Source organism: Chryseobacterium bernardetii (genome assembly GCF_003815975.1).
Lineage (GTDB): Bacteria > Bacteroidota > Bacteroidia > Flavobacteriales > Weeksellaceae > Chryseobacterium > Chryseobacterium bernardetii.
This window is the reverse complement of record NZ_CP033932.1, coordinates 1,197,015-1,219,790: the sequence shown is the minus strand read 5'-3', so window position 1 is coordinate 1,219,790 and position 22,776 is coordinate 1,197,015. Positions and strand designations below refer to the sequence as shown.

23 protein-coding genes and 3 tRNA genes are annotated in these 22,776 nt (G+C 36.3%); 12 read left to right on the top strand and 14 right to left on the bottom strand.

What is annotated here, in order from left to right:
• Positions 1-32 precede the first annotated feature (32 nt).
• The 3 genes from EG339_RS05730 to EG339_RS05720 are packed head-to-tail and all read left to right on the top strand — an operon-like array spanning position 33 to position 3,256.
• The gene (locus EG339_RS05730) at positions 33-1,829 is read left to right on the top strand and encodes a DUF885 domain-containing protein (RefSeq protein WP_123869266.1); all 1,797 of its coding nucleotides are present in this window, start codon (positions 33-35) and stop codon (positions 1,827-1,829) included.
• 55 nt (positions 1,830-1,884) lie between these two features.
• A complete protein-coding gene (locus EG339_RS05725; protein ID WP_185147666.1) occupies positions 1,885-2,331 on the top strand; it encodes a DinB family protein in 447 nt (148 codons plus the stop codon).
• A gap of 22 nt (positions 2,332-2,353) precedes the next feature.
• Positions 2,354-3,256, top strand: a complete 903-nt coding sequence (locus tag EG339_RS05720; RefSeq protein WP_123869265.1) for a DUF6438 domain-containing protein — start codon at positions 2,354-2,356, stop codon at positions 3,254-3,256.
• 53 nt (positions 3,257-3,309) lie between these two features.
• Here EG339_RS05720 and EG339_RS05715 read toward each other — a convergent pair whose 3' ends face one another.
• Positions 3,310-3,930: an endonuclease III domain-containing protein gene (locus tag EG339_RS05715; protein WP_123869264.1), complete on the bottom strand. Its 621-nt coding sequence runs from the start codon at positions 3,928-3,930 to the stop codon at positions 3,310-3,312.
• Positions 3,931-3,963: 33 nt separating this feature from the next.
• Between EG339_RS05715 and bcp the strand changes: the two genes are divergently transcribed.
• Positions 3,964-4,413: a thioredoxin-dependent thiol peroxidase gene (gene bcp / locus EG339_RS05710; protein ID WP_123869263.1), complete on the top strand. Its 450-nt coding sequence runs from the start codon at positions 3,964-3,966 to the stop codon at positions 4,411-4,413.
• Between the two features lie 66 nt (positions 4,414-4,479).
• Here bcp and EG339_RS05705 read toward each other — a convergent pair whose 3' ends face one another.
• The 5 genes from EG339_RS05705 to EG339_RS05685 are packed head-to-tail and all read right to left on the bottom strand — an operon-like array spanning position 4,480 to position 8,679.
• Positions 4,480-5,013, bottom strand: a complete 534-nt coding sequence (locus EG339_RS05705) for a GNAT family N-acetyltransferase (protein WP_123869262.1) — start codon at positions 5,011-5,013, stop codon at positions 4,480-4,482.
• Positions 4,982-5,647 (bottom strand): hypothetical protein, encoded by a 666-nt coding sequence (locus EG339_RS05700; RefSeq protein ID WP_123869261.1) that lies wholly within the window; start codon positions 5,645-5,647, stop codon positions 4,982-4,984. The genes EG339_RS05705 and EG339_RS05700 overlap by 32 nt, the downstream gene beginning before the upstream one ends.
• Positions 5,648-5,679: 32 nt before the next feature.
• Positions 5,680-6,762 (bottom strand): mannose-1-phosphate guanylyltransferase, encoded by a 1,083-nt coding sequence (locus tag EG339_RS05695; protein WP_225717089.1) that lies wholly within the window; start codon positions 6,760-6,762, stop codon positions 5,680-5,682.
• A 2-nt stretch (positions 6,763-6,764) separates the two neighbouring features.
• Positions 6,765-7,355: a SprT-like domain-containing protein gene (locus EG339_RS05690; RefSeq protein WP_123869260.1), complete on the bottom strand. Its 591-nt coding sequence runs from the start codon at positions 7,353-7,355 to the stop codon at positions 6,765-6,767.
• 1 nt (position 7,356) lies between these two features.
• A complete protein-coding gene (locus EG339_RS05685) occupies positions 7,357-8,679 on the bottom strand; it encodes a TolC family protein (RefSeq protein WP_123869259.1) in 1,323 nt (440 codons plus the stop codon).
• Positions 8,680-8,862: 183 nt separating this feature from the next.
• On the opposite strand from EG339_RS05685, the gene EG339_RS05680 reads away from it, so the two are divergent.
• The 4 genes from EG339_RS05680 (at position 8,863) to EG339_RS05665 (ending at position 10,446) form a co-directional block, all read left to right on the top strand.
• Entirely contained in the window at positions 8,863-10,107 is a 1,245-nt protein-coding gene (locus EG339_RS05680) for a bifunctional folylpolyglutamate synthase/dihydrofolate synthase (RefSeq protein WP_123869258.1), read from the top strand.
• A gap of 49 nt (positions 10,108-10,156) precedes the next feature.
• Positions 10,157-10,231: transfer RNA gene (locus EG339_RS05675), tRNA-Val, on the top strand.
• 33 nt (positions 10,232-10,264) lie between these two features.
• Positions 10,265-10,339 (top strand) — tRNA-Val (locus EG339_RS05670).
• A 32-nt stretch (positions 10,340-10,371) separates the two neighbouring features.
• Positions 10,372-10,446, top strand: a tRNA-Val gene (locus EG339_RS05665).
• 47 nt (positions 10,447-10,493) lie between these two features.
• Here EG339_RS05665 and EG339_RS05660 read toward each other — a convergent pair.
• The 5 genes from EG339_RS05660 to EG339_RS05640 form a co-directional block, all read right to left on the bottom strand.
• On the bottom strand, positions 10,494-11,378 hold the full coding sequence (locus EG339_RS05660; RefSeq protein WP_123869257.1) for a glycosyltransferase family 2 protein: 885 nt from the start codon (positions 11,376-11,378) through the stop codon (positions 10,494-10,496).
• A 4-nt stretch (positions 11,379-11,382) separates the two neighbouring features.
• Positions 11,383-12,348, bottom strand: coding sequence for a glycosyltransferase family 9 protein (locus tag EG339_RS05655; protein ID WP_228458804.1), 966 nt, complete (start codon positions 12,346-12,348; stop codon positions 11,383-11,385).
• A 2-nt stretch (positions 12,349-12,350) separates the two neighbouring features.
• Positions 12,351-12,770 carry a SufE family protein gene (locus EG339_RS05650; protein ID WP_123869256.1) on the bottom strand — a complete coding sequence of 140 codons (420 nt, stop codon included), beginning with the start codon at positions 12,768-12,770 and terminating at the stop codon, positions 12,351-12,353.
• 96 nt (positions 12,771-12,866) lie between these two features.
• The gene (locus EG339_RS05645) at positions 12,867-13,979 is read right to left on the bottom strand and encodes a glycosyltransferase family 4 protein (RefSeq protein WP_123869255.1); all 1,113 of its coding nucleotides are present in this window, start codon (positions 13,977-13,979) and stop codon (positions 12,867-12,869) included.
• Positions 13,979-14,203, bottom strand: a complete 225-nt coding sequence (locus tag EG339_RS05640; protein ID WP_123869254.1) for a uroporphyrinogen decarboxylase — start codon at positions 14,201-14,203, stop codon at positions 13,979-13,981. The genes EG339_RS05645 and EG339_RS05640 overlap by 1 nt, the downstream gene beginning before the upstream one ends.
• Positions 14,204-14,418: 215 nt before the next feature.
• Between EG339_RS05640 and EG339_RS05635 the strand changes: the two genes are divergently transcribed.
• Positions 14,419-16,953 carry an ATP-dependent Clp protease ATP-binding subunit gene (locus EG339_RS05635; protein ID WP_123869253.1) on the top strand — a complete coding sequence of 845 codons (2,535 nt, stop codon included), beginning with the start codon at positions 14,419-14,421 and terminating at the stop codon, positions 16,951-16,953.
• Between the two features lie 315 nt (positions 16,954-17,268).
• Here EG339_RS05635 and EG339_RS05630 read toward each other — a convergent pair whose 3' ends face one another.
• A complete protein-coding gene (locus EG339_RS05630) occupies positions 17,269-17,796 on the bottom strand; it encodes a hypothetical protein (RefSeq protein ID WP_123869252.1) in 528 nt (175 codons plus the stop codon).
• Between the two features lie 201 nt (positions 17,797-17,997).
• Between EG339_RS05630 and mnmA the strand changes: the two genes are divergently transcribed.
• Positions 17,998-19,185 (top strand): tRNA 2-thiouridine(34) synthase MnmA, encoded by a 1,188-nt coding sequence (gene mnmA, locus EG339_RS05625; protein WP_123869251.1) that lies wholly within the window; start codon positions 17,998-18,000, stop codon positions 19,183-19,185.
• Between the two features lie 84 nt (positions 19,186-19,269).
• Here the strand turns inward: mnmA and EG339_RS05620 are convergent, their stop codons facing one another.
• Positions 19,270-19,623 carry a hypothetical protein gene (locus tag EG339_RS05620; RefSeq protein WP_123869250.1) on the bottom strand — a complete coding sequence of 118 codons (354 nt, stop codon included), beginning with the start codon at positions 19,621-19,623 and terminating at the stop codon, positions 19,270-19,272.
• A 21-nt stretch (positions 19,624-19,644) separates the two neighbouring features.
• Entirely contained in the window at positions 19,645-20,352 is a 708-nt protein-coding gene (locus EG339_RS05615; protein WP_123869249.1) for a glycine-rich domain-containing protein, read from the bottom strand.
• Positions 20,353-20,464: 112 nt separating this feature from the next.
• On the opposite strand from EG339_RS05615, the gene EG339_RS05610 reads away from it, so the two are divergent.
• A complete protein-coding gene (locus EG339_RS05610) occupies positions 20,465-21,361 on the top strand; it encodes a hypothetical protein (protein ID WP_123869248.1) in 897 nt (298 codons plus the stop codon).
• A 135-nt stretch (positions 21,362-21,496) separates the two neighbouring features.
• Positions 21,497-22,765, top strand: coding sequence for a DUF6051 family protein (locus EG339_RS05605; RefSeq protein ID WP_123869247.1), 1,269 nt, complete (start codon positions 21,497-21,499; stop codon positions 22,763-22,765).
• The last annotated feature ends 11 nt before the right edge of the window (positions 22,766-22,776 follow it).

Below are 22,776 nucleotides of genomic sequence, written 5' to 3'. Positions count from 1 at the left end.
ATACTTACTTTTGTTTTATAAAGATTCTGAACATGAAAAATATTTTATCGAAAAGTATTCTGGGACTGGGACTGATGATCGCACTTGCCTCGTGCAAAAAGAGCGATTCTCCTCTTACGAAGGTAACACCTACCAACCTGGACTCTATTGCATCCAATTATTATGAACAGTATCTTAAGCTATACCCTTTAGATGCTACTGCTCAAGGAGATACAAGATACAATGACCAGCTTCCCATCAATATTGATAAAGATTTCATCTCAGGAGAAATTGCTTTTTACAATTCAGTACAGAAACAGCTGGAAAATGTAGACTATAAGGCTCTTTCTGATGAAGATAAAGTGGTATACGATGTATTGGACTATACTTTAAAAGACAAAATTGAAGCTTATGCTTATCATCCGGAGTACATCCCTTTCACCCAGTTCGGAGGTCTTCCTTTAAACTTCCCCTTGTATGGAAGCGGCCAGGGAAGCCAGCCATTCAAAACAGAAAAAGATTACAGTGACTGGCTGAAAAGAATGGACAAATTTCCTGAATGGATGGATGCGGCTGCAGATAATTTCCGTGATGGAATCAACAATAAAGTGGTACTTCCTAAAAAACTGATTATCAAAATGATTCCTCAAATGAAAGCAGAGGAAATCACGACTCAGGACCTGGATAAAAATATATTCTACGGCCCGATTAAGAATTTCCCCAAAAACTTCACTCAGGCACAAAAAGATAAATTTTCAGCGCTTTACAAAGAGGCAATCACAAAGAAAATCATTCCTGCTTATACTAAAATGGGAACTTTTCTTGAAAAAGAATATTTACCAAAAGGGAGAGATACTGACGGATACAACAGCCTTCCTAACGGAAATGAAATCTACGGCTATTATGTAAAAAGCTGGACAACAACAAAAAAATCACCTGAGGAGATCAACAAAATCGGACTGCAGCAGGTGGCTATGCTTCGCACAGAAATGGAAAAAGTGAAGCAACAGGTTGGCTTTACAGGAACTCTGGAAGAGTTTATCACTTTTGTGAAAACAGATCCAAAAGCAATGACTTATAAATCTTCTAAAGAGGTTTTAAATGGATTCAACAGTATTCTGACGAAGATTACTCCAAAGTTGAAAACCATGTTCAATGTGACACCAAAAACAAAGTTTGAGATCAGACAGACAGAAAAATTCAGAGAGGCCAGTGCCAGTGCTGAATACATTCCAGGAACTCCCGATGGGAAACGACCTGGAATTTTCTATGTTCCCCTTCCAGACCCTACTAAATTCAATGTTACTTCAGGAATGGAGTCTTTATTCTTACACGAAGCTATTCCAGGCCATCATTATCAGGTTTCTCTTCAGCAGGAAAATACAAAGCTTCCCAAATTCATGAGATTCGGATGGTTTGGCGCCTATGGTGAAGGATGGGCTCATTATTGTGAAACTTTAGGCCCTGAATTCGGTTTATATACAGATCCTTACCAGAAAATGGGCTATTTAAGCGATCAGATGCTGAGAGCTGTAAGATTAGTAGTAGATACAGGTTTGCATACCGGAAAAATGAGCAGAGAAGAAGCTATTAAATATTTCCTGAGCAATATTTCTTATGATGAAGGCGCTGCTATAGCCGAAGTGGAAAGGTATATGGCTATGCCGGGACAGGCCCTGGGATACAAAATAGGATCTTTAAGAATCCGTGAGCTGAGAGAAAAATATCAGAAAGAACTAGGCAATAAGTTTAATCTGGCAAGCTTCCATGATGAAGTATTAAGCCAGGGATGCCTTCCATTGGATGTTTTGAACAGAAAGATGGAGCTGTGGGCGAAAAAACAAAAATAATACACAATATAAATGGGGCCACTTGTCCCATTTTTTAATTTCAAAACCATTCACAATGATAACAGCATCTTTACGCTCTCTTTATCAAAGAGACTTAAACAAACTAAAAATGGAGATTGGGGCCTATCAGAACGAAGAAAATCTTTGGAAGACTGATAAAAACATTTCCAATTCTGCAGGAAACCTCTGCCTGCATCTTATTGGAAACCTTAATCATTTCATTGGCACACATCTCGGCAATACAGGATATGTAAGACAACGTGAGCTTGAATTTTCATTGAAGGACATCCCAAAAACTGAACTCATTGAAAAAATTGAAGCTACAACAACGATGGTTGACTCTGTTTTAAACCAGCTCCCGGAGGCTGCAATGGAAAAGGAATACCCGCTTGTGGTTTTTGAAGATAAAATGACAACCGGTTATTTCCTGATTCACCTGCTTTCTCATTTGGATTATCATTTAGGACAGATTAATTATCATAGACGATTATTGGATATTTAATCTTAAAGTAAACAAGAATTTCATGATTCCAAGAACCTTTATTATCATATCCTTTTTAACATCGATTTGTTTTTTTTCACAAAATCATAAAAAAGCCAACAAGATAGACTCCCTACAAAATGTAGATAGCATTCAAAAGTTCATAGAGGAAAAAAGTACAGAGTACATCACTGTTTCTGATCAAATTCAATATAAGGATCAATGTAGAAGCACCGCTGATAGCCTGAATTTCAAGCCCTGGATAAAGGATGATTTTGATCAAAACGGGTTAACAGACCTTCTCATCACCGGAAACACTAGTAACGGACCTAAAACAATCTGCATCCTGGATATGGGAAATGAATTTATCACCAAGAAGATCACTCAAGGAAGCTTGTATGAACCCTGTGCTTTTGTAACTGCAAAAGATTGTAAAATAGAATATAAAAGCAATAAGATTCTTTCCAGACTAGGATATTTCAGTGATCTGAAAACTGATCATCTTATTTATAAATTCGGAGAGTTCATAGAGGAAAATAGTAATCCCAAAAGACATAACATCCTGGAAATAGAATTCGAAGCATCTGCATGCTATGGAAATTGTCCTTCATTCACCTTGAAAATTGTATCGAACCGAGATATAGAATGGCTTGCAGGTGATGACAATACGGTTAATTTTCAAAAATATTCCGGCAATTACGGGTCTAAACTTTCTCAGGAACAATATAAAGATCTGCTTGAAATTCTCGATTATATTGATTTTGAGAATTTGGCCGAAAATTATAGCGTGGCATATTCTGACAGTGCTACAGGAACCTTAAAAATCACCTACGACAATCTGAAAACAAAAATGATCAGTGATTATGGAATGATGGGAACTAGAGGACTTAAAAAACTATATAATGTTCTTTTTGACTTAAGAGGAAATATTGAGTGGAAAAAATAATAAACTAAAATCCCTTCATTTGAAAGAGATTTTATGCTATATCAATAAATCGTTTACTTTTCAAACATCATTTTGGTAATAAAGTCCTTCTCTCCTTTTCCTCTTGCCGGAGAATATTCTCTACCGTAGAAAATAATCTGAAGATGAAGTTTGTTCCATACTTCTTCCGGGAATAATTTCTTGGCATCCTTCTCTGTTTCTACCACGTTTTTACCGGAAGTAAGTTTCCATTGCGTCATCAGGCGGTGAATATGAGTATCAACCGGAAAAGCAGGAAATCCAAAACCCTGGCTCATTACCACCGATGCCGTTTTATGTCCAACGCCCGGAAGTGCCTCTAATTCTTCATAAGTCTGCGGAACAATACCATTATGCCTCTCCAGCAGAAGTTCGGCCATTCTCTTTAAGTTCTTGGCCTTGGTATTGGATAGTCCTATTTCTTTAATTAATTCTTTGATCTGATACTCTTCCAGCTTAGCCATTCTCTGTGGAGTTCCGGCGACCTCGAAAAGGTTTGGGGTAACTTCATTCACCTTTTTATCCGTTGTTTGTGCAGAAAGGGCTACAGCCACCATTAGAGTATAAGGATCGGTGTGATCCAAAGGAATAGGTGTTGTGGGATATAATTTATCCAGTTCTCTCTGAACGAGTTCAGCTCTTTGCTTTTTTGTCATTTTACCCTTAAATTTGAACAAAAATAAATCATTATGCTGAAAGTTGGAGATAAATTACCTCAATTTGAAGGAACCAATCAGGATGGAGAAACCATATCTTCATCAAATTTAATCGGAAAAAAGCTAGTTGTTTTCTTTTATCCACAGGCCAATACTCCAACCTGTACCGTTGAAGCCTGCAATCTTAGTGATAATTATTCCAAACTTGAAAAAGCCGGATATCAGTTACTGGGTGTGAGTGGAGACTCTGTAAAAAAGCAGAAAAACTTCCATAGTAAATTTGCTTTTCCTTATGATCTTATCGCAGATGAAAACCGTGATATTATTGAAAAATTTGGAGTTTGGCAAGAGAAAAAGACATTTGGTAAAACATATATGGGAATTGTGAGAACCACGTTTATTTTTGATGAAAAAGGAGTTTGTACCAGAGTTATTGAAAAAGTAACTTCCAAAACTGCTGCTGAGCAGATCTTAGAAGGGTAATTTTAAACAAAAAGCACAAAATATTCACAAATAACACTAAAAAACAGGCTATTTGTGAATATTTTTTTATTCTGTTTCGTAATAGTTTAACTCTTCTGTTTCACCGGGAAGGGTAACAAATTTCTTCAACTTCAGGCCTAGTTTTTCAATCAGTTTTTGTGAAGAAAGGTTTTCTTTTGAAATAATGGCAGATATTTTAGCCAATCCGAATTCATCCATCCCAATGGATTTCACTTTTTGAGCTGCTTCAAAAGCATATCCTTTGCCTTCAAACTCTTCCAGCAGAGAATATCCGATATCTACAACATCAAGCCCTTCTCTTTCAAAGATTCCTACTGCTCCTATTTTTTCGTTACTGTCCTTGGTTATTAAAAGATAGTTTCCATATCCAAGTCTTTCAATCTGTGGAACAAATCTGTTCAGAATATAGTTTTCAGCATCTTCAGCAGTATTCACATTTCGATTTCCGATATACTGAATAAATTTTGGTCTGTTATAAAGATCAAAAATAAAATCCCTGTCTTCTGAAGACATCGGACGAAGTATTAAACGCTCAGTTTCATAAGTTTTATCTGCGCTTGGATGTTTTGGAGGATTCATCTTTCTTTGGTTCTTCTTTTTTCTCGACTTTTAAAAGTCTTGGGTTATTAGCACATTTTTTATTGTAGAGTTCAATATAGGTTCCGTTATCCTTTACATTTGTTACAAGGCCGGTTGCCTTATTTACCGTTAATGTATAGTGTGTTTTCTGATAAGGACATTCCTGTGAAGTCAGTTTTCCAAGATCCAGATAATAGTTCTTTTGATCTTCATGATAATTCCCTGCTAGATCCTTAAATTCTTCATCCACCATATAACCATCAGCAGCCAATATTATTGCTGCTTCCTGAGCATTGTCTATCTTTCCCACAAAAGTCTTCAAGGCTTCCGTATCAAGAATGTAATTAATTTTCCCTCCTGAAGAATAAGCAATATAATAAAAACTGTCTTCACTGGGGAACAGATTAAATCCGGAGAACTGAGGTGTATAGTTTATCTTACCACCAGATATTTTGATCTCCTCTCCTTTTCCGTAGTTATTATATACCAATACCCATGAATCTACATTAGCGCCAGGTTCTATTCTCTGTAATATATTAGGGATACTCGAAAACTTTTTCTTGTCCTGAGCATATCCAAGGATAGTAAAAAGTAAAAGTATCAGGGTCGTAAATCGGAGTGCAAATTTAATCATAGCCTAAAAATAAGCATAAAAGATACCAAATACTACATAAATTTATCTCCCTTCTTGAAATTTTTCAGATCAAGAACATAATCCTTGATTAATTGGTCATTATCCCTTGGGCAAATAAGAAGCGCTTTATCAGTATCTACCACAATATAGTTTTCAAGACCATCAATAATGACGGCTTTATTATTATTTTTTAAACGGATAATGTTTCCTTTTGAGTTATAAGCAAGTAAATGTTTCAGCTTCACCGCATTTCCATCCTTATCTTTTTCTGTATTTTCATACACTGAAGTCCATGTTCCCAGGTCACTCCAGCCTAGATCTGATGGTATAACATATACATTCTTAGCCTTCTCTAAAATCCCGTTATCGATGGAAATTTTCTGAACCTTAGGATAAATGGTCTCTATACAGCTGTTTTCTTTTTCAGAATTATATTCGCAAGCCATAAAGTGCTGTGTCATTTCAGGGAGATACATTTCAAAAGCATGCTGAATACTTTTGATATTCCAAATAAATATTCCAGCATTCCAAAGGAAATCACCACTTTCGAGAAAGCTTTGAGCAATTTCGAGAATCGGTTTTTCAGTAAATATTTTTACTTTGAAATATTCTGAGTTTTTCTTTTCCACAAACTGAATGTATCCATAGCCCGTATCAGGTCTTGTAGGGGTAATTCCTAATGTTACCAGATAGTCATGTTTGGAAGCCAGATCAAATGCCAGCATTACTTTTTCCAGAAAAACATCTTCTTTCAGGATCAGATGATCTGCAGGAAGAACAATCATGGTTGCATTTGGATTAATTTCAGCAATTTTATTGGCCATGTAAAGGTTACAGGCTGCTGTATTTTTCATCAGAGGTTCCCCTACGATATTTTCTTCAGGTATTTCCGGAAGTTGCTGATGGGAAAGTGCAACATATTCTTTGTTCGTAATAACGAATATATGTTCTTTTGGGATTATCTTACTGATTCTATCATAAGTTTGCTGAATCATGGTACGCCCAGTTCCTAAAATATCCTGAAATTGTTTTGGAAATTTCTGTGTACTCATAGGCCAGAATCTGCTTCCGATTCCTCCTGCCATTATTACGCAATATCTATCTGACTTTAACATTCTTAGCTACATTTTTCTACCCTCGCTAAAGGTTTGAAAGAATACTTCCTTCCAGTAGCCAGGTTCTTACAAAGATAGTTTTTTTTAATCAGACCCTCCAACAAATACTTTTCGTTACGATATATAAAAAATTCTCCTTTTTGAAGCTGTTCGATAAAATAGAGCCTATCATCCTGCTTTTCAGTATGAAAATATCTTACAAGATCAGGGCTCGCCATAAAATTTGCCTTTGGTGACTTTGAAAATTTTACAATGATGGGCTTCAGATCTTCATCATAAATTTCAAGGCTTTCAAGCAGCATATTTCTAAAAGTTTCTTTCCATTCATTGCCATGGGGAGAGATTCTTCTTCCATATTTTTCAAAAGCAATCATATGGGCCAGCTCATGAGTAAGCACAAAGAAAAAAAGTTGTGGGGTAAGCGTAGAGTTTACCGTAATTTCATGGGAGTTGTCCGGAAGTTTTCTGTAATCTCCCAGTTTAGAATTTCTGTTTCGCGTGACTTTTATATGAATATAATAATCTGAAAACCAAATTTTTAAATACTTAAGTGTGTTTTGTGGTAGATATTTTTCTAACGATTGGATAGACATTTTATAAACTTAGTGGAATTCCTGCATAGAAATTCAATAGTTTAAGACTGAAAAGATAATTATATTTCGCCTGCGCTACTGATCCCTGTGCATTTGCATAATTATTTCTTGCAACATTAACATCATAAATAGTTGTTTTTCCTGCAGCATAGCTTTTATCTGCAAAATCAAGTGCCAGCTTGGAGCTTTTTTCTGCTTCCAATGCAGCAAGGTATGACTCATAATTGGCATCAGCATCAAACTGAGCTTTCTGTATATTCTGTCTTACAGCCTGCTTTTGTTGTTCAAGGCTGATTTTGCTAACACTTTCATTTAATTTAGACTGCTCAACCTGTAGTTTTGTTTTCCCTTTATTAAAGATAGGAATATTAAGTGACAACCCCACATTCTGTCCAAACTGATCTTTATATTGCTCAAAAAAAGTTCCCTGTACAACTCCAGGAGGAACATTAAATGATTTATTATAGAACGTATTAAGACCGGCACTGGCAGTTAATGTAGGCCAGAATGCTGTTTTGCTCACTTCAGTCTGTGCTTCGGCAGATCTTATCCTGCTTTCGGCTGCTTTTATCTGAGGCTGTACATCATAGGCTTTTGTAAGGACCTCATCAGCAGTTACCAACTGGGAATCCAGTGCTTCAGGAACATCTACATTTTCCACATCAAAATCTTTATAATCTGAAAGCTGTAAAAGCTGTGCGATTGCAAACAGAGCTCTCCCTACATTAACCTCAGCTGTTTTAAGATTTTGTTTTTCTCTCGCCAGGGCAGCTTCTGCTTCCGCTAAAACCGTTTGGGCAGTAGTCCCAACCTGAGTGGTTATTTTGGCTCTGTCATATTGCTTTTTAGCATTTTCTACAGCACTTTGGGAAATTTTTACAATTTCTTTATTCAATAAAGCTGTTAAATATTGCTGAGCAATTTGTACAGAAATATCATTTTTGATGGCTTCAATATCATATTGGCTGGCTTCTACATCAAACTGAAGTTTTCTTACATTCTTCTCCAGCCTTCCATTATTATAGACCAAAACATCAGCACTTACTCCAACACTGTTATTGAATCTGTCGTTTCTATAACTTCCTGCTCCTAATGATCCCTGTCCAAAACTCACTCCATTCATCATACTTCCCGATACGGAAGGTAAATAGTCTTTTTTGGCAGCCTTAAGATTATATTCCTGGTTCTGCTTGGTATATTGATTTTGGATAACCTGAAGATTATGCTCCACTGCATAGCTTACACATTCTTTTAAGGACCACTTCTTCTGAGCGCTTAAACCCAGAGAACCTAATCCAAAAACGATAATCCAAACTTTTTTCATATTATGTAGATGTTTATTTGTTTTTAATGGTCATATAGAATCGTGTGATGTCATCAGTATTTGTGATTGCAATCATGGCGATTTCATATTAAGATTTTTCCCTATTAGACGAAGTAAATATAAAAAAGTTACAGATTGAAAAAAATAGTTTCATTTTAATAAAACTTTTGAGAATTTTGTATCATGACAAACGAACAATATCAGGAAGCTATCGACTGGCTTTTCGTGCAGATGCCCAACTATCAGATAGATGGGCAGAAGGCTTATAAACCGGGACTTGACAATATTACAAAGCTTTGTGCTTACTTTGGGAACCCTCAGGATAAAATAAAATGTATCCACATTGGAGGTACCAATGGAAAGGGATCTTCCAGCAACATGCTGGCATCTGTCCTTCAGGAGGTAGGTTACAAAGTAGGCTTATATAATTCCCCGCACCTTATTGATTTTACAGAACGTATTAAGGTAAATGGTAAAAACTGTCATAAAGAGTTTGTCTTTGATTTTATTCAAAAACTTAAAAATATCCCGGAGGATATCCGTCCATCTTTTTTTGAATTCACCACCATTATGGCTTTTGAATATTTTTATCAGCAGCAGGTAGATTATGCCATTATTGAAGTGGGATTAGGCGGAAGGCTGGACTCTACAAATATTATAAAGCCTCTGGCTTCTGCAATTACAAACGTGCAGCTCGATCATCAGAATATATTAGGGGACACGATTGAAGAAATTGCAGCAGAAAAAGCCGGAATCATTAAAAAGAGTGTTCCAATTATTTCGGGAGATGAAAATGAAGCTGTAAAAGCAATCATCAGAGAAAAAGCAATGAAGGAAGAGGCTTCTTTTATAGATGCTACCCTTCTTCATACTGACCTTGCTTCTGACCTGAAAGGAAATTATCAGAGAAAAAACATCCGTGTGGTTCTGTCTATCATTGAGGAATTAAGAAAACAAGGCATCAATATTACAGATAAGAATGTTGAGAATGGTTTATTGAATGTTCACAAAAATACAGGATTCATTGGACGTTGGTTTGAGTTCTCAAAAGACCCGCTTACGATCTGTGATACGGGGCATAATCAGGCAGGATTAGAGTATGTTTTTTCTCAATTAAACTCTATTAACAGGCGCAAGCATGTCATTTTGGGATTTGTAAATGATAAAAAAATAGATGAAGTGATGAATTTACTTCCTGAAAATTCTGAGTTTTATTTTGCCAAACCATCTATTAACAGGGGAAGACACCCTGAAGATTACGAAAAACTTCTTCAGGAAGCGAAAATTTTTTATAAAATTTTTAATTCCGTACAGGAAGCGTATCTATCTGCAAAAGAACGATGTACAAGTGAAGAAATGATTTTTATTGGCGGAAGCAACTTCATTGTTGGAGATTTTTTAGAAAAAAATTTAGAGTTTAAAGAATAAGTTGTATATTTGCACCACTCTAAACGAGAAAACAACAAAAAAGTCTAGAGGGTTCTTAGCTCAGTTGGTTCAGAGCATCTGGTTTACACCCAGAGGGTCGGGGGTTCGAATCCCTCAGGACCCACAGAAAAGGAAACGAAACCTTTAAAAAAAATTCGGGTTCTTAGCTCAGTTGGTTCAGAGCATCTGGTTTACACCCAGAGGGTCGGGGGTTCGAATCCCTCAGGACCCACAGAAAGGAAACGAAACCTTTAAAAAAAATTCGGGTTCTTAGCTCAGTTGGTTCAGAGCATCTGGTTTACACCCAGAGGGTCAGGGGTTCGAATCCCTTAGGACCCACAAAATCTCTCAGATTTCTGGGAGATTTTTTTATTATTTTCTGTAATTTATTTCATCTTTCTTGCCAACACATTCAATTTATAGAAATCAAAATACCGTATATTCGGATTTCCTGAAAGAAGATTAGTTCTTATTTTTTCCTCCAAAATCTTGTAAATAGAGAGAAACAGAGGAATAAGCCCCAACCGCTTCAATATTACAGCAGCCTTATACACTTTAATATCTTTAATAAAGGCTTTGTTTATTGGATTTTTTGAAAGCCTGAATAAAGACTCCATCCCTATTTCTGCTTTACCCAGAAAAATGGCATTATTAGTATCATCAATATGAATAACAGGGTTAGCCATTGCCAGGAATTTTACTTCATTTTGTTCCAGGAGTTTGGCGAAAACGAAATCTTCGTATCCATATTCCGTCAGCGTTTCATCAAAAGGAAATTTTTCAAGAATTTTTTTTGAGATAATAAAATTCACGGTTTTAAATAGTGCAAAATCATAAGACCGGTTGCCAGAAAAGATTTCTCTTTCCACAGAATACCTGTTTCTGAGAGTTGATGCATATTTGGGATCAATTGTAAAACTGCCGTAAATAAGTTCTAAATCCGGATGTTTATTTATTTCAGATATGTAATTCCACAGAAATCTTTTTCCGGGAATTTTAACGTCGCAATCAAGGAATAAAAGATATTCCCCCAAAGAATATTGTAGAAAAAGATTGCGAATCCTGGAACGTCCGATATTTTTATTCAGGAAAACCAGCTTTTCCACCTGGTCCTGAAGTTCTTCGTTAATTGATTTAAAAGCGGCATCAGAAGCATCATCTATCAATATAATTTCAGCATCAATTTTCTGACTGTCAATTTCCTTTTTTAAATCAAAAACCAATTCACGGACATCAAAATTATAGACAGGAATGCAGATTGAAAGTTTCATGATGTCAGATTTTCTCAATAACCTTCTGAATAGTAAACTCTTCAAGACAAGCCCAGTCTCCTCTGTAACATTCTTTATCCCCAAAAACTGAACACGGCCTGCAGGAAAGATCTTTTACCTGCACCACATCCTCTTCACTCTGCCCGAATCCTAAAAAACCAGCGTAAGGATGCGTTTCACACCAGATAGAAACACATCGGGTTCCCATAAGGCTTGCCAAATGCATATTGGCGGAGTCCATAGAAATCATGACCTCCAGTTCTGAGATCTTCTGAAGTTCTTCTGTAAGGCTTAATTTTCCGGAAAGACTTTTGGTATTAGGGATTTTACTTTCCCAGGATTCAAGGGTTTCTGTTTCCTTTTTCCCGCCTCCAAAGAAGTATACTGTATGTTTTTGAGCCAACAGCCTTGCCAGTTCAAATGATTTCTCCAGCGGAAGCATCTTTCCTTTGTGCTGTGCGAAAGGCGCAAAACCAATTCCTGATTTATGCTCAGAAACCGGTCTGAGTTTTTGTGAAAGCTCCACTTTAAAGCCCATTTCCCGGAAAACATCTGCATACCGTTCAACTGTTTTCTTCAATTGAACCTTATTCAGATTCCAGACATCGGTAAGATGTTCTTTTTCTTCTTTTCCTTTATCTATTTTGAAGACCTTCAGCCCTTTTCTTCTATAAATCCTATCCAGAATCTTGGTTCTGATCACATCATGAAGATTGGCAATATAGTCCGGTTTGAATTCTTTAATTAACTCATCGCCCAATTTTCTCAGCCCAAAAAAGCCTTTATAGTCATCAACATTAATTCCTTTAAATATAACATTAGGAATACCTGCAAACAAAGCTTCAAAATTCTTTCTGGAAACCATGACGATCTCTACACCTGGATTTTGTTCTAAAAATTCCTTAAAAACAGGAACTGTCATGGCAACATCTCCAAATGCAGAAAAACGATATGCTAAAATTCTGGTCACGATTATGATTTCAGCTGGTAAGCTACTGCGTAAAATTTGATCTGTTTAGTCATGGCCATCAATCCATTAGCCCTGGATGGGGAAAGAAATTCCTGCAGTCCGATCTCTGAAATGAATTCAAAATCAGAATCTAAGATTTCCTGGGTAGAATGCCCACTGTAAATGCTCACCAGAAGAGAAACAATACCTTTTGGTAAAATTCCGTCTGAATCTGCATTAAAGAAAAGTTTACCATCTTTAAATTCAGCATCTATCCAAACCTTACTCTGGCAGCCTTTTATGAGATTTTCCTCTGTCTTCTTATCGTCCGGAAGTCCTTTCAGTTCTTTTCCAAGATCAATAATATACTCATACTTCTGCTCCCAGTCGTCAAGAAAAGCAAATTCGTCAATTATTTCCTGCTGTTTTTCCTTAATGGTCATTTTAATCAAATTTCTTGTGCAAAGATAGTAAATTATGCATTAGACCTAAAGCCGTAAACCATAAGTCATTTTCTGAATATTATATCATGAAACAGTCTATCCCTTAAAGCCTGATGCATTAGAAGCCTTCCGAAAAACCTGCAATAACTTTATTTCTTCATTTTCCCAGCGAAGCACCTTAGCTGCCTTTTCCAACTCCAGCTGATAATTACCCCTTCCTTTTGCCAATACTTTGTTTACAGCTGCGGCAATATTTTCCGGCTGGTGATCTTTGATTAGTTCACCAACATCAAACTGATCTTTAATATTCTTAAGTTCGGGAAGATTGGAAAGGATTAAAGGAACCCTGGCCTGAATACAATCCAAAACTTTATTAGGTAAAGAATACAGGTAGCTTTCTCCTCCATTTTCTTCAATGCTCATCCCACAGTCGGCAGTTAATGTTACCTTTCTTAAATCTTCAGGCTTTAATTTTCCCAGGAACTGAACTTTATGCTCAAGCTTCTCCCTTATCACAAGCTCTTCATATTCTTTTTTTCTTGGACCATCGCCTGCAATTTTCAACTGTACATGATCCAGATAATGCATGGCAAGGATTACTTTATCAATTCCCCTGAAAGGATTGACAGCACCTTGGTATAAAAGTATTTTAGGATTATTTTCAGGAAGATCATCAGTAAAACCTATCTCTCTCGGAGCATTTTGAACAATTACCGGATCTATGCCATATTTTTTTTCAAACCATTTTCCATAGCTTCCACTTGCGGTAATCATCCATTTTAGGTTTGGAATAACAGTCTTTTCAACATACCGCCACAGCTTTTGTGACATTTTACCCTGAACAGCAGGCATTTCCGAAAAAATTTCATGGCTGTCAAAAACCAATGGAATATTCAGTTTCCGCGCAATAAGATAATTAGGGTATAACGCGTCAATATCATTGGCATGAAGAATTGTATTCTGATCTGCTTTTTTTTTAAGTATGTGGTACAGCTTCCAGTTAAATTCAAGATAAGCTGTCTTCAGACTTTTTGAGGCCAGATGGATACGTGAGAATGAATATGGGCGCTGTATTTCTTCCGCTCCATTCCAGTCATTTCCTATCAAATCAATTTCATAGCCATTTTCATATAAAGTACGGCATATCTTTTCAATACGCTGGTCTGTATACAAATTACTGAAGGCGGATATGATGATTTTTTTCTTCATTAAGCTTTTTTCCCAAGCAATAAATGATAAACCTGAATAAAGCAGATAAGTCCGTTCGGAATGATAACCGGCCATAATGGTCCGCTAAAGAAGCCATAAATGACAAAACAGATACATCCGATCATGTTAACAACTCTGATCTTTCTTACATCTTTCAGAATGAAACTCAATACGATAAAAACTGAGGCTGAGTATCCGATATAAGTGGTAATTTCAGGATTCATTGAGATTTTTTAAGGATAACAAACTTAATCATTTTTAATAAGATAATAAATTTTTTTCTGCCAATAAAATCATTTAAGAATAACAAACTTAATCATTTTCAATAAGATAATAAAATTTTTTCTGCCATAAAGTCATTTATTGATTTTTGGTAAAATATTTGTAATTTAGATAATGAATAAATGGCAATGTTGCTTTTATTCTAATGAGATATATTATGGATTATAAGTTTTCACAAGGTTTGAGCCAGGTGTTCAAACAAAGCAAAAGCGAAGCTAAGAGGCTGAAAAGTGAATTTCTTAATACAGAACATCTACTTTTAGGTATTATAAAAACGGAAAACTCTGCAAAAGAAATCCTTCAAAACCTCAATGCGGATTTAACACAAATCAGAAGAAAAATTGAAACTCTAAATACAGCAAGTCTTAATCCTATTTCTGAGGAGGTTACCAATATTTCTTTCACCAAAATGGCAGATCATGCTATTAAACGTGCGGAGTTAGAATGCCGACAGTACAAAAGCAATGAAATTAATACCGTTCACCTGCTTTTAGGTATTCTATATAAATATGAGGATCCTACTTCAAATATTTTGGGAGCTTATGACATCGACTATGAAGGTGTTTCAAGAGAGTACCAGACTATGCTTAAAAATTCCGGGCAGTCACCACAAATGAGTGCTTATGATGACGATGATGAAAGAGAGGAATTTGAGCAAATGAGAAAGCCTACGGGAAATTTAGGCTCTGCAAAAAGCAAAACTCCTACATTAGACAACTTTGGTAGAGATTTAACATCTTTAGCAAGGGATGGAAAATTAGACCCTGTAATCGGACGTGAGAAAGAAATTGAGCGAGTATCTCAGATCTTATCCCGCAGAAAGAAAAACAACCCGCTCCTTATCGGAGAACCTGGAGTTGGTAAATCTGCGATTGCGGAAGGATTAGCTTTAAGAATTCAGCAGAAGAAAGTTTCCAGAGTTCTTTACGGAAAACGTGTTATTACATTAGATCTTGCCAGTTTAGTGGCAGGAACTAAGTATCGTGGCCAGTTTGAAGAAAGAATGAAGGCGATCATGACTGAACTTGAAAAAAATAGGGATGTTATCCTATTCATTGATGAGCTTCACACTATTGTAGGAGCTGGAAGTTCTACAGGAAGCTTAGATGCATCCAATATGTTCAAACCCGCGTTAGCAAGGGGCGAAATTCAATGCATCGGAGCTACTACTCTTGATGAATACCGTCAGTATATTGAAAAAGACGGAGCTTTAGAAAGAAGATTCCAGAAAGTAATGGTGGAACCTACTTCTATTGAAGAAACCATTCAGATTCTGAACCAGATCAAGGATAAGTATGAAGAGCACCACAATGTAATTTATACCCCTGAAGCTATTGCAGCGTGTGTCAATCTGACATCGAGATATATTACAGACCGTTTCTTGCCGGACAAAGCTATTGATGCAATGGACGAAGCAGGATCAAGAGTTTATATCAAAAACATGAAAGTTCCTACCGAGATCATTGATTTTGAAAAGAAAATTGAAGAGATCAAGGAATTGAAGCAAAAAGCTGTAAAAGCACAGGATTATCTGGAAGCAAGAAAGCTTAAGGATGAAGAAGAACGTCTTCAGATGGAGCTGAATGCCGCTCAGGAAAAGTGGGATAAGGATGTAAAAGAGAAAAAAGAAACCGTAACTGAAGAAAATGTAGCAGAAGTGGTTTCTATGATGAGTGGAGTTCCTGTAACAAAAGTTGGTAAGAATGAACTTGACAAACTAGCCAACATGGACGGAAAGCTGAACGGCAAAGTAATCGGCCAGGAAGACGCTGTGAAAAAAGTGGTTAAGGCAATTCAAAGAAACAGAGCCGGTCTTAAAGATCCAAACCGCCCTATCGGTACATTTATCTTCCTGGGTACAACCGGAGTTGGTAAAACTGAGCTGGCTAAGGTAATGGCCAGAGAATTATTTGATTCTGATGAAGCATTGATCAGAATTGATATGAGTGAATACATGGAAAAATTCGCTGTTTCAAGATTGGTAGGTGCTCCTCCGGGATATGTTGGATACGAAGAAGGTGGACAGTTAACTGAAGCTGTGAGAAGAAAGCCTTATGCTGTGGTTCTTTTAGATGAGATTGAAAAAGCTCATCCGGATGTATTCAATATCCTGTTACAGATCCTTGATGAAGGTCACGTTACAGACAGTTTAGGCAGAAAAATCGACTTTAGAAATACTATTATCATTCTTACTTCCAATATCGGAACAAGAGATCTTAAAGATTTCGGAGATGGTGTAGGATTCGGAACATCTGCTAAAAAGTCAACTTCAGATACAAGAGCAAGAAGTACCATTGAAAACGCCCTTAAAAAGGCATTTGCTCCGGAATTCTTAAACAGAATTGATGATATCATTATCTTCAACTCTCTTGTACAGGATGATATCAAGAAAATTATTGATATTGAACTGAATAAACTGTATGGCAGACTTGAAAAATTAGGGTATAAAGTGGAATTAACGGATGAAGCTAAAGACTTTATTTCTGAAAAAGGTTGGGATAAAGACTTCGGTGCAAGACCATTGAAACGAGCTATCCAGAAATACATTGAGGACTTATTGGCTGAAATGCTCGTAAATAAACAACTTAATGAAGGAGAAACTGTAGTTCTTGACCTTAATGAAGCGAAAGACGGATTGGTAGGAAAAACTTCCAAACCTAAGAAGTCTTCAGCTGCTGAGAAATCTTCTTAATATTAAATAAATAATTAAATTTCAATAAAAAACACCGGGAAATTCCCGGTGTTTTTGCTTTGATATAGGTTTGGACTAAAGCCAATTTGATGTTATCTTTTTTGTAAGATGAGCTAAATTCCATCTCTATGAATACTAACATTGTAATGGTTAACATTATCTGCGTTATCTGGAAAATCTGCGAGATTAATATTTAAACATAACAGTTTTTGTTTGAAACGCCAAGGCGCAAAGATTTTTAGATGCGCTACGTTTTTAAAGCGCGAGGATTTTATCTCCGATAAAATTTAATCCTGCTGAGTTTCTCAATAACGACTAAAGCCCTACCACAAACCCAATATTCGGGACTAAACCATTTGAAAATACACTTGAATTTTCTTTCCAGAGTACATTATACATTAAACCGATCTGCATAAAGGAATTATTCCCGATTCTCTGCATATATCCGCCACCAAGGTATAAGGCATTTTCTTCTCTGTTGTATTTATAATCGTAATATTTGTCTTTATAATTGATAAAATAATGCTGAAAATTGGCACTTAAATAAAATGAACGGGCAATATAATAATTGGCAAAAGGCCCAATTCCGAACATGGTGGATCTATAATAATCTGAAGTCTGCCAGGAAACACTTCCCACAGCTCCGGCTTCAAGATCTTCAGTAAGGCGGTAGCCCACTCTTGGTGAAGCCTGCAGATAGAAAGAACTGTTACTTCCGAATCCAAGACCTATTCCACCTCCAAAAGTCCATCTGTTATTTTCTTGTACCGGCGTTCCTATTGAAACCTGGGAAAATGCAGATCCGGAAACGATCAGCATTATGGAAATAATAAACTTTTTCATATTTAAATATTTTATTTTGTTCTAAAATACACCATTCGTATCATCCTATTTTTGATGTTGAAAACTTTATGATGCTGGTGTTTATATTAATATCGTTTTTATCAATGTTTAAAATTATGGTTTTTTTACGAATTTATTAGTTGTATTTTTGCCGCGTCAAACTAAGAACTCCCGTTAAGAGTTTCGTAAAATTGAAATATAATGAAAATAGTAGTAGGCCTCTCCGGAGGTGTAGACTCCAGTGTTACAGCATATTTGCTACAACAGCAAGGTCATGATGTGGTGGCTTTGTTTATGAGAAACTGGAATGATGCTTCGGTAACCCTGGAAGATGAATGTCCGTGGATCGAAGACAGTAATGACGCTTTGATGGTAGCCCAGAAATTGGGAATCCCATTTCAGGTAATTGATATGAGCGAACTTTACAAGGAACGTATTGTAGATTATATGTTCGCTGAATATGAAAAAGGACGCACCCCGAATCCCGATGTTTTGTGTAACAGAGAAGTAAAATTCGATGTTTTTATGAAGACAGCCATGTCTTTAGGAGCTGATAAAGTAGCTACAGGACATTATGCCAGAGTACATTCTACTATCGATGAAAATGGAAAAGAAATTTTCCATCTTCTGGCCGGAAAGGATAACAATAAAGACCAGTCTTATTTCCTTTGCCAGCTAAGCCAGGATCAGCTATCAAAAGCATTATTTCCTATCGGAGAACTTACCAAGCCTCAGGTGAGAGAGATTGCAAAAGAAATTGGGTTGGTAACGGCGGATAAAAAGGATTCTCAGGGATTATGTTTTATCGGAAAAGTTAGCCTGCCGCAGTTTTTACAACAGCAATTGAAGCCAAACGAAGGAGAAATTGTAGAAATTTTCAAAGATTCTCCTCTATTTGCTGAAGAAACTCCTGAATTTTCAACGAAAGAAGAAGAATTACAATTCTTATCAAGGAAAATCAATTATAAAAAAGCTGACGGAAAAGTCATTGGAAAGCATCAAGGTGCGCAATTTTTCACGATCGGTCAAAGTAAAGGATTAGGAATAGGCGGCCATAAAGAAAGTTGCTTTATCGTCTCCAGAGATATGGAAAACAATATTCTCTTTGTCGGAGAAGGAAGTCATTTTCCGGGGCTTTATAAAAAGGCCCTTAAAATAGACAATTCTGAGCTTCACTGGGTTCGTGAGGACCTTAGACTTCGAAATGGAGAAACTATGGAAGTAATGGCCAGATTCAGATACAGACAGCCTTTACAGAAAGCCACTCTTTATCAGTTTGAAGATGCTTTTTATATTGAATTTGAAGAGCCACAATCTGCTATTGCTGAAGGACAGTTTGCTTCATGGTATATTGATGAAGAACTGATTGGAAGCGGGGTGATTTCTTAATGCTAATTTATAAGAATCAGACAAAATAAAGAGTAATATTTAATGAATAATATAAGCCCGAAGCACTTTGTTTCGGGTTTATTTTTATTGCTTTATTTTATCATTTAATTTCCAACTCATCAGCAGAAATACAGCAATTGATTCCGCCATCAATATCATAACTAAAAAGCCAATTGGTTTTCCCAATATAATCCCACGTATCAGCTTTATGATCCCAACACCCAAAATAAGTATCGTAAAATAAATTGTAACCCGTGAAATTATTTCTTTCCGTGATTTTACAATAAAAATGGAGATGTAAAATCCTACAATCAAAATTGAATAAAATTTTAAAAATTCCGTCCCTTTCAATGGTATCGGATTGAATGTCTGAAATTCAGCAACAAGCCATATACAACTTATTACAACAGGGATAGAATGGATGATTAACTTTTTCATGATTTATTTTTTTTACTTATTTTACCCGCCACATCCTCCGCAACCGCCACACCCTCCACCGCAGCCCCCACCGCCACTACAACTGCTTCCACCACAGCTTGAATCAGAATTCCCATCATTCTTATCTTTAAACTTTTTAATGGATGCTATAACACCTCCAAAAACAAGAATTCCTACGAAGGAAAAGAAAATAGAACCAATAGTTGTTATCACCTCTCCAAGGCAGGACGTAAGCAGCAAGATCAGCATCAGGAACGGTATAAACTTCCCTATTCGCAACTTATTTTTTGTTTTATCAATAGTATTTCTATTCAGCCAAATATCCCTGGGAGCTTCAGCCTGAAAGATATCCTGATAACTTTTCAAGGTGTCTGTAAACCAATTCTGATGTTTAAGCTTTTCATTGAACCCTCCTTTTGAAGGATGATGATGTAATGGCCTTTTTAAAATTTTCGGGCAGAACTCTTCCCAGTAATTCTGAGTATAAATCAAATGCAGATGCCAGACTTTATCTACGATTTCACTTGGAGAAGCTCCTTTGGGAAGAATGCAGCAGAGGTAGACAAACTTTTTATATTCTTCTATGGCCTTTCGGGTAAATTCCAGACTCCAGTTCTCTTCTTTTGCCAGTTTTTTCGAAAAAGGGAAATCAGCATCAGAAGCATCCAGCGAAAACCCCTGAATTCTGTTCCAAAGGGATTCATCTTTTAATAACATTTTTGTTTCCATTGTTTTCTTTTGTTTTTCTACTCAAATATCAATGGATTTTGCAATATAAAAGTCTTTCAAAAATCTTATTTAGACTGATAAAAATCTTAAATTAGTCTTAGAAAATCTAAATATGAAAAAAGATGATATTCTACATCTGGAGAAACTGATGAATTTCTTAAGCCGGCAGTTTTTAAAGAAAAATCATTGGGAAGATGTTACCAAAACCGAGTGGTCATACATTTGTGCTGAGCTTAATGAGCTTATTATCACGGAATATTCAGAAAAAGAAATAAAAAAGAAACCTGATCTTCTGGGAAACAATTATCTTTATGAACATCTGATTATCAATAAGCTTAAAAAATTCAGACAGAATGAAAATGCTGTTCTAAGCCGCCCTAATCTTGCCAAACTCAGTCTGATTGTTAAGGTGTTAGGATACTCAAATTATATTGATTTCATCAATTCCAATACGGAATCATTCAACTTTAATGATCTTAAAATTGATATGAATAATGTGAAGCCGAATATAACTCTCTTAGAACGTCTTGTAGGCTGTTGGTACTCATATAACAGGAATCTTCCGGAAAATCCGACTCAGGCCCGGGAAGACAGGATCTGGCGTTCTGCTATGGAAATTTACAAGTCTGAAACTACCGGCGAATATTTCATCGAAAGAAGCGGCGGAGATCACCATAAGTATTTCGGAAAGGTAACTGCATATTCAGATTATGTATTTATCATTATGAACAGCAATACTTTTATCAGACAGAGGCATTTTATATCAAGAATAAAAGATAGTAAGGAAAAGCTCAAAAATCCGGATTATAAACTGCATGAGCTCCATTTCATCAGCACCTGTATCAGTTTTAATCAGGAACCGATTGCCCTGTTTGAAATATTCCTGAAAGCTGACAGAAAAAACTTTATCTCAGATTCCATAAGCTTTCCTATTGACAGTGATGAAATTCCGGAATCTATCCTTAAGCAGCTTGAGGATACCGAATCCAACAGAATTGATTACAGATAGTATATGGTTTTTTCATATCATCCGAAGCAAATTGAATCTTATGCCTAGGATACTTTTAACCTTTAAAAACCAATACTTTACCACAATAATTGATTAATTTCAATGTTTTAAATATGAACCCTCAATGATTTTGCTATGGAATATTATGAATTGTATGATGTTTTGAAAAGTCATTTTGATTCCAGAAAAGGGATTGTGAAAATCAAGGACCTGAACGTAACCATTGAGTCTATTCCTTTTGAATCCAGAGTATGTCATCTTGCATATGGTTCCGATAATACGGATTGTACTGAACATCATCATCCACTGAAGATTAATGAAAATGCTTATCTGATATATCATCAGCCATCAATAGACATCAAGGATTTTGATATTGAATGCAATAAAAGGTTTGAGTACCATATTCTGAAAAGAGCTGATGTAGAAACTGCCAATGGCTGTATTATCTTTTTCCATGGGCTGAATGAAAAGAAATGGGACAAATATCTTCCATGGGCTTATGAACTGGCTCAAAAAACCGGAAAAGCGGTTATATTGTTTCCTATCGCCTTTCATATGGACCGTGCGGAAGCAATTTGGAGTGACCGCCATCAAATGACAGAAATTGTTAAGTTCAGAAAGGAAAAATACCCGGAAAACACTCATTTTTCTTATGTAAATGCTGCCACAAGTTCCAGGCTGGAAGCTCATCCTCAAAGAGTCTTCTGGTCAGGACTGCAAACTTATTCAGACATCATTGAAGTAGTGAAAGATATTAAAAGCGATAAGATTAAGGGTATTTCTCCGGACGCAAGTCTGGATCTTTTTGGATATTCCATTGGCTCATTTCTTTCCATGATTATTAAAATGGCCGATCCACATGGCTTTTTCACCCAATCTAAAGTTTTTTGTTTTTGTGGCGGCATGACCATTGACCGGATGTTTCCGATTTCCAAGTATATTATGGATTCTCAGGCTACCATTAAAATGCAGTCTGTTTTTACAGAGCTGTTAAGTTCTGACTTTAAGTATGATAACAGGCTGAAACATTATCAGGATGATGAGCTTCATCCACAGGAAAGCTGGTTTAAAAAGATGCTCAGGTACAATTATTTCCAAAAAGAAAGGGAAGAAAGAATTCATGAGATTCAATCCCAGATAAAAGCTTATGTATTGGAAAAAGACAGCATTGCGCCTCCCATGGAAGCTTTAAATACTTTGCGGGGCGGTTACCGAAACATCAATGTAGATGTTGAAATAAGGGATTTCCCCTTTGATTATTCCCACATGGTTCCATTTCCTCTGACGCATAAACACAAAACCGAAATAACGGAAGCATTCCATCAGTTTATAAAATCGGCCAGTGATTTTTATTCCCGGCCATCAGGAGTAGAAAATGGAGAGGAGAAGCCTGAAAAGAAGTAGAATAAGATCCA

Bases quoted from the DNA above. Each gene is read 5' to 3' on its own strand.
- EG339_RS05715 (WP_123869264.1), bottom strand. From the start codon at position 3,930: ATGACAAAAAAGCAAAGAGCTGAACTCGTTCAGAGAGAACTGGATAAA.
- EG339_RS05690 (WP_123869260.1), bottom strand. From the start codon at position 7,355: ATGTCTATCCAATCGTTAGAAAAATATCTACCACAAAACACACTTAAG.
- EG339_RS05730 (WP_123869266.1), top strand. From the start codon at position 33: ATGAAAAATATTTTATCGAAAAGTATTCTGGGACTGGGACTGATGATC.
- EG339_RS05610 (WP_123869248.1), top strand. From the start codon at position 20,465: ATGAAAAAAGATGATATTCTACATCTGGAGAAACTGATGAATTTCTTA.
- EG339_RS05615 (WP_123869249.1), bottom strand. From the start codon at position 20,352: ATGGAAACAAAAATGTTATTAAAAGATGAATCCCTTTGGAACAGAATT.
- EG339_RS05605 (WP_123869247.1), top strand. From the start codon at position 21,497: ATGGAATATTATGAATTGTATGATGTTTTGAAAAGTCATTTTGATTCC.
- EG339_RS05725 (WP_185147666.1), top strand. From the start codon at position 1,885: ATGATAACAGCATCTTTACGCTCTCTTTATCAAAGAGACTTAAACAAA.
- EG339_RS05685 (WP_123869259.1), bottom strand. From the start codon at position 8,679: ATGAAAAAAGTTTGGATTATCGTTTTTGGATTAGGTTCTCTGGGTTTA.
- EG339_RS05645 (WP_123869255.1), bottom strand. From the start codon at position 13,979: ATGAAGAAAAAAATCATCATATCCGCCTTCAGTAATTTGTATACAGAC.
- EG339_RS05695 (WP_225717089.1), bottom strand. From the start codon at position 6,762: ATGTTAAAGTCAGATAGATATTGCGTAATAATGGCAGGAGGAATCGGA.
- EG339_RS05630 (WP_123869252.1), bottom strand. From the start codon at position 17,796: ATGAAAAAGTTTATTATTTCCATAATGCTGATCGTTTCCGGATCTGCA.
- mnmA (WP_123869251.1), top strand. From the start codon at position 17,998: ATGAAAATAGTAGTAGGCCTCTCCGGAGGTGTAGACTCCAGTGTTACA.
- EG339_RS05620 (WP_123869250.1), bottom strand. From the start codon at position 19,623: ATGAAAAAGTTAATCATCCATTCTATCCCTGTTGTAATAAGTTGTATA.
- EG339_RS05720 (WP_123869265.1), top strand. From the start codon at position 2,354: ATGATTCCAAGAACCTTTATTATCATATCCTTTTTAACATCGATTTGT.
- EG339_RS05650 (WP_123869256.1), bottom strand. From the start codon at position 12,770: ATGACCATTAAGGAAAAACAGCAGGAAATAATTGACGAATTTGCTTTT.
- EG339_RS05680 (WP_123869258.1), top strand. From the start codon at position 8,863: ATGACAAACGAACAATATCAGGAAGCTATCGACTGGCTTTTCGTGCAG.
- EG339_RS05700 (WP_123869261.1), bottom strand. From the start codon at position 5,647: ATGATTAAATTTGCACTCCGATTTACGACCCTGATACTTTTACTTTTT.
- EG339_RS05660 (WP_123869257.1), bottom strand. From the start codon at position 11,378: ATGAAACTTTCAATCTGCATTCCTGTCTATAATTTTGATGTCCGTGAA.
- bcp (WP_123869263.1), top strand. From the start codon at position 3,964: ATGCTGAAAGTTGGAGATAAATTACCTCAATTTGAAGGAACCAATCAG.
- EG339_RS05640 (WP_123869254.1), bottom strand. From the start codon at position 14,203: ATGAATCCTGAAATTACCACTTATATCGGATACTCAGCCTCAGTTTTT.
- EG339_RS05705 (WP_123869262.1), bottom strand. From the start codon at position 5,013: ATGAATCCTCCAAAACATCCAAGCGCAGATAAAACTTATGAAACTGAG.
- EG339_RS05635 (WP_123869253.1), top strand. From the start codon at position 14,419: ATGGATTATAAGTTTTCACAAGGTTTGAGCCAGGTGTTCAAACAAAGC.